The sequence below is a fragment of the Bradyrhizobium manausense genome (genome assembly GCF_001440035.1).
GTDB lineage: Bacteria > Pseudomonadota > Alphaproteobacteria > Rhizobiales > Xanthobacteraceae > Bradyrhizobium > Bradyrhizobium manausense.
Window position 1 is genome coordinate 80,651 of the sequence record NZ_LJYG01000083.1, and the last position, 4,639, is coordinate 85,289.

Annotated in this window: 4 protein-coding genes and 1 pseudogene; 4 read left to right on the forward strand and 1 reads right to left on the reverse strand. The window is 64.0% G+C overall.

Going from position 1 to position 4,639, the window contains the following annotated elements; all coding sequences use genetic code 11:
- From AOQ71_RS48115 to AOQ71_RS18910, 3 genes and pseudogenes are all read left to right on the forward strand, one after another.
- Positions 1-204: pseudogene (locus AOQ71_RS48115) on the forward strand (hypothetical protein); the annotation flags it as partial.
- A gap of 16 nt (positions 205-220) precedes the next feature.
- The gene (locus AOQ71_RS18905) at positions 221-1,468 is read left to right on the forward strand and encodes an ATP-grasp domain-containing protein (RefSeq protein ID WP_057749136.1); all 1,248 of its coding nucleotides are present in this window, start codon (positions 221-223) and stop codon (positions 1,466-1,468) included.
- Positions 1,465-2,961 (forward strand): pyridoxal phosphate-dependent decarboxylase family protein, encoded by a 1,497-nt coding sequence (locus AOQ71_RS18910; protein ID WP_057749140.1) that lies wholly within the window; start codon positions 1,465-1,467, stop codon positions 2,959-2,961. Before AOQ71_RS18905 ends, AOQ71_RS18910 begins: the two co-directional genes overlap by 4 nt.
- A gap of 75 nt (positions 2,962-3,036) precedes the next feature.
- Here the strand turns inward: AOQ71_RS18910 and flbT are convergent, their stop codons facing one another.
- Positions 3,037-3,477: a flagellar biosynthesis repressor FlbT gene (gene flbT, locus AOQ71_RS18915; protein ID WP_057749174.1), complete on the reverse strand. Its 441-nt coding sequence runs from the start codon at positions 3,475-3,477 to the stop codon at positions 3,037-3,039.
- A 317-nt stretch (positions 3,478-3,794) separates the two neighbouring features.
- On the opposite strand from flbT, the gene AOQ71_RS18920 reads away from it, so the two are divergent.
- Positions 3,795-4,639: DUF1522 domain-containing protein (locus AOQ71_RS18920; RefSeq protein ID WP_157083571.1), on the forward strand; the 845-nt coding region annotated here is incomplete at its 3' end.

Here is a 4,639-nt window from a genome sequence, read left to right on the forward strand (position 1 = left end):
GGCCAGCCGGTGCGGCTGGAGCAGCCGGACGGTGCGCCGAAGGCTGCGTTGCGGCTCTGTGTCGGCGCGCGAGACGTCACCGCGGCCTGGTCCGCCGACAGCGCGCAAGCGCAACGCAATGTGCAGCACACTCTCGATCGCATCGCCCACGTCCTGGTGAAGATCGAGCTGCTGCTTGACCGTACCGCCGCTGTGCCGGCGTAGCCCGTATAGGTGTGAAATGTTGCATCCGCTTGCCGCGCCCGACTATGCCGACCGTATCGGCTTTGCGCATTTGACGCGCCAGGCCTTCGAGGGTGTCGACCTGCACCCGCTGCGCGAGCATCTGCTGGCGCGAATTGCCGAAGGGACGGCGCAGGCTGGCGAGGGCCTGGATCTGTCCCTGATCGCCCAGCTGATGGGGGAAAAGGAAGCCGGGCTCGTCATCCAGTCCGAGGTGCTCTCGTTCCACCAGCTGTTTCGTACTCCTACCGCTGCGCCGAAGCCGGGCCTGCGCGTGCTTGCTCTGGCAGCGGACATCGACATGGGCGGCAACACGCCGATCGAATTCCTGCTCGAAGGTTCCGACATCGAGCTCCTGACGCTTTATGTGACCAAGGACAAAGGCCTGCCGGAAACGCTGCCCGAGCACGACGTTGCCATCGTGGTCGCATCCGATTCCGAGGAATGCCGCGAAGCGCTTGCGCTGATCGCAAAGGCTGCGCCGGACTGGCCGCGGCCGTTGCTCAATCGCCCCGAGCTGATCGGCAATCTCGATCGCGACAAATTATTCCGGCTGCTCGCCGGTATTCCCGGTCTCGACATTCCCGTGACCGCCCACGCGACCCGTGCACAATTGACCGCTCTGGCGGAAGGCCGGATTGCCTGCTCGGAGATCACGGGCGAGTTGCACTTTCCGATGATTGCGCGGCCGCGCGGTACGCATGCCGGCGTTGGACTTGCCAAGCTCGACGATGCCGCCGCGCTCGCGGCCTATCTCGCCGAGCGACAGGAGCAGGACTTCTTCGTGGCGCGTTTTGTCAACTACGCGAGCCCCGACGGGCTCTATCGAAAAATCCGGCTCACCGTGGTCGACGGTAAGCCCTATGCTTGCCACATGGCGATCGCCGATCGCTGGGACATCTGGTATCTCAACGCCTACATGGCGTTTAGCGAAGAGAAGCGGGCTGAAGAGGCCATCTTCATGCAGGACTTCGATCGCGCTTTCGCGGCGCGCCACAGATCCGCGCTTGACGAAATGAGCCGGCGCGTCGGGCTCGATTACTTCATCGTCGATTGCGCCGAGAACCAGAAAGGCGAGCTGTTGGTGTTCGAAGCCGACAACACCGCCGTCGTGCACAACATGGATTCGCCTGTCGTGTTTCCATACAAGCCGCCGCAGATGCGCAAGATCTTTGCCGCATTCACAGCGATGCTGTCGCGGCATGCCGAGGGGACCGCAACGGCGGGCGTGGGAAGCGCAGCATGAACGAGATCATCCGCAATCCGAAGGCCGGCGCCACGAACGGGTCGCTGGATCCGCAGGACTGGAGCGCGTTTCGCGACCTCGCCCATCGTATGCTGGACGAGGCGATCGACGGCATTGCCAATGTCCGCGCGCGGCCAGTCTGGCAGCCGATCCCCAACGAGGTCCGTGCGGCTATTCGAACCGACGTGCCGCGCGAGGCAACCGATCTCGCTGACGTCTATCGCGAGTTCTCCGAGCACGTCGCCCCTTACGCGACGGGCAACGTTCATCCCGGCTTCATGGGCTGGGTGCACGGCGGCGGCACCGCCGTTGGCATGGTCGCGGAGATGCTTGCAGCTGGCCTCAACGCCAATCTCGCCGGGCGCGATCACATGCCGATCGAGGTCGAGCGCCAGATCGTCGAGTGGATGCGCGGCCTGTTTGGCTTTCCGCAAGGTGCGAGCGGCATCTTCGTCACCGGCACGTCGGTGGCCAATCTGATGGCGGTGCTGGTGGCGCGCACGAATGCGCTCGGCACGCTGGCACGGCAGCACGGCATCGGCAGCGACGGTGCGCTGCTCACGGCCTACGCGTCGAAGGCCGCGCATGGCTGCATCTCTCGCGCCATGGACATTGCCGGCTTCGGCACCGATGCGCTGCGCAAGATCGAAGTCGATGCCGATCATCGGATCGATGTCGCTGCTATGCGCGCACGGATTGCTGTTGATCGCGAAGTCGGTTTCAAGCCGTTCCTGGTCACGGCGTCGGCCGGCACTGTCGACATCGGTGCGATCGACGATCTCAGGGCGATCGCGGAGCTGTGTCGCGAGGAAGGCATCTGGTTTCACGTCGACGGCGCCTTCGGTGCGCTCGCGATCCTGTCGCCGGAACTCGCGCCGTTGCTTGATGGCATCGCGCTTGCGGATTCGATCGCACTCGACTTTCACAAATGGGGGCAGGTGCCTTACGACGCCGGCTTCCTGCTGGTGCGCGACGGCGAACGTCACAGGCAGGCGTTTGCGCAGCCGGCGGCCTATCTGAGCCGCGAGGCGAGGGGGCTCGCGGCCGGCACTGTCTGGCCTTGCGATCTCGGCCCCGATCTGTCGCGCGGCTTCCGTGCGCTGAAGACGTGGTTCACGCTGAAGACGTTCGGCACTGACCGACTTGGCGAGGTGATCGCGCGAAGCTGTGCGCTCGCAAGATATCTGGAGACGCGGGTTCTCGCCGAGCCTCGGCTCGAGCTGCTGGCGCCCGTCAATCTCAATATCGTCTGCTTCCGCTACCGCGCCGCAGATGCGGTCAATCGCGAGATCGTCGCCGATGTCCAGGAATCCGGCATCGCTGCGCCGTCGAGCACGATTTTGCACGGCAAGTTCGCGATCCGCGCCGCGATCGTCAATCATCGTACCGCCGAGAGCGATATCGATGCGCTGGTGGCGGCCGTGATCAGGTTCGGTATGCAGCGGACCGGCGGATTGATCGAGGTCGAGGCGCCTCCGCTCGCAGCACGGTAGGGATCGTTTGTATGAAACGACAACGGCCCCGGAGATGATCCGGGGCCGTTGTCGTTGCGGCGGACGCCGCAGCCGTCAGGCGGCCGTGCTGACGTCGCCCTTGCTCGCGTCGGTCTTGGGATGGGTCGCCTCGAACTGCTCGCGCAGCTTGTCTTCATAAGCGATCAGCTTGCGGGCATCCTTCAGGGCCCGGTACAGATCGCCGCTCATGATGTTGTTGTTGATGCTTTCGATGATCGGCCAGGCGCTCGGCACCGCGGTGATGATGTCACGCACCAGGTTGAAGTAGGTGCCGTGCTGGCTCTGCGGATCCGGCGAGATGTACATCAGCTGGACCGCCAGATAGACGAGCTTGGCGGGCGTATCCGCGGTCTCGGGCGTGAGGATGTCACGCTCGCGCAGGATCGGCACGTTCTCGCCGTCGATCAGAAGGCGGGCGCGCTGGTCGGTGTTGGTGATTACGCAATTACCGACAATGATGCGTTCGTGCGGCCTGAGCTCGACCTTGAGGGCCATTGTCTCTTCTCCATCAACGCTTTCGTAACCGAAGCGCGTGTTGTGGCGGATCAGGGTGCAATACTCCCTCAACATTAGTTAACGAGTTCTGAATCCCGGCCCTTGCCACGGAAAAACCCAGTTATATCAACGCCAAATTTGCTCGACGTTGCGGCGGCGCCGCTGCCTGGGTGAGCCGAATCACGCCAACGGAGCGAAAGCGCGGGTTTCATTTCATGCTTCGTTAGATTCTCGGCGCCACCGTCCGCCGGTCGCTGGGTCAACCAAGATCCCAGGACGCGTAACAGTAGCGTCGTTTACCAGAAAGGTAACACCCAATGTCCGGTATCGTTCTCTCGTCCTCGGTTCGCCAGAACCTGCTCTCCCTCCAGTCCACCGCCGATCTTCTCGCCACCACGCAAAACCGTCTGTCGACGGGCAAGAGCGTCAACTCGGCCCTGGACAATCCCACCAACTTCTTCACGGCACAGTCGCTCGACAACCGCGCCAGCGACATCAACAATCTCCTCGACAACATCGGCAATGGCGTGCAGGTGCTCCAGGCCGCCAACACCGGCATCACCTCGCTCCAGAAGCTCGTCGACAGCGCCAAGTCGATCGCCAACCAGGCGCTCCAGACCACCGTGGGTTATTCCACCAAGTCGAACGTCTCCACCACGATCTCCGGTGCAACGGCGGCCGATTTGCGTGGCACGACCTCCTTCGCCAGCGCGACCGCAAGCAGCAACGTCATTTATGACGGCGCGGCCGGCGGCACCACCGCTGCCAGCGGCACCACCACCCTCGGCGCCACCATCGGCGTTCTGCAGGGAACGGCGGCAACGGCCGGTGACGGCTCCACGGCTCTGACCGGCGCCATCACCCTGATCGCGTCCAGCGGCACCTCGGCGACCGGCCTGGTCGGCAACGCCCAGCCAGCTGACGGCGACACGCTGACGGTCAACGGCAAGACCATCACCTTCCGTGCGGGCTCGGCTCCGGCAACCTCCGGCGTTCCGACCGGTTCCGGCGTCAGCGGCAACATCGTCACGGACGGCAATGGCAACTCGACCGTCTATCTCGGCACCTCGGGTACGCCAGCTGCAAACGTCAGCGACCTATTGACCGCGGTCGATCTCGCCAGCGGCGTCAAGACGGTTTCGATTAGCGCCGGCGCTGCGAC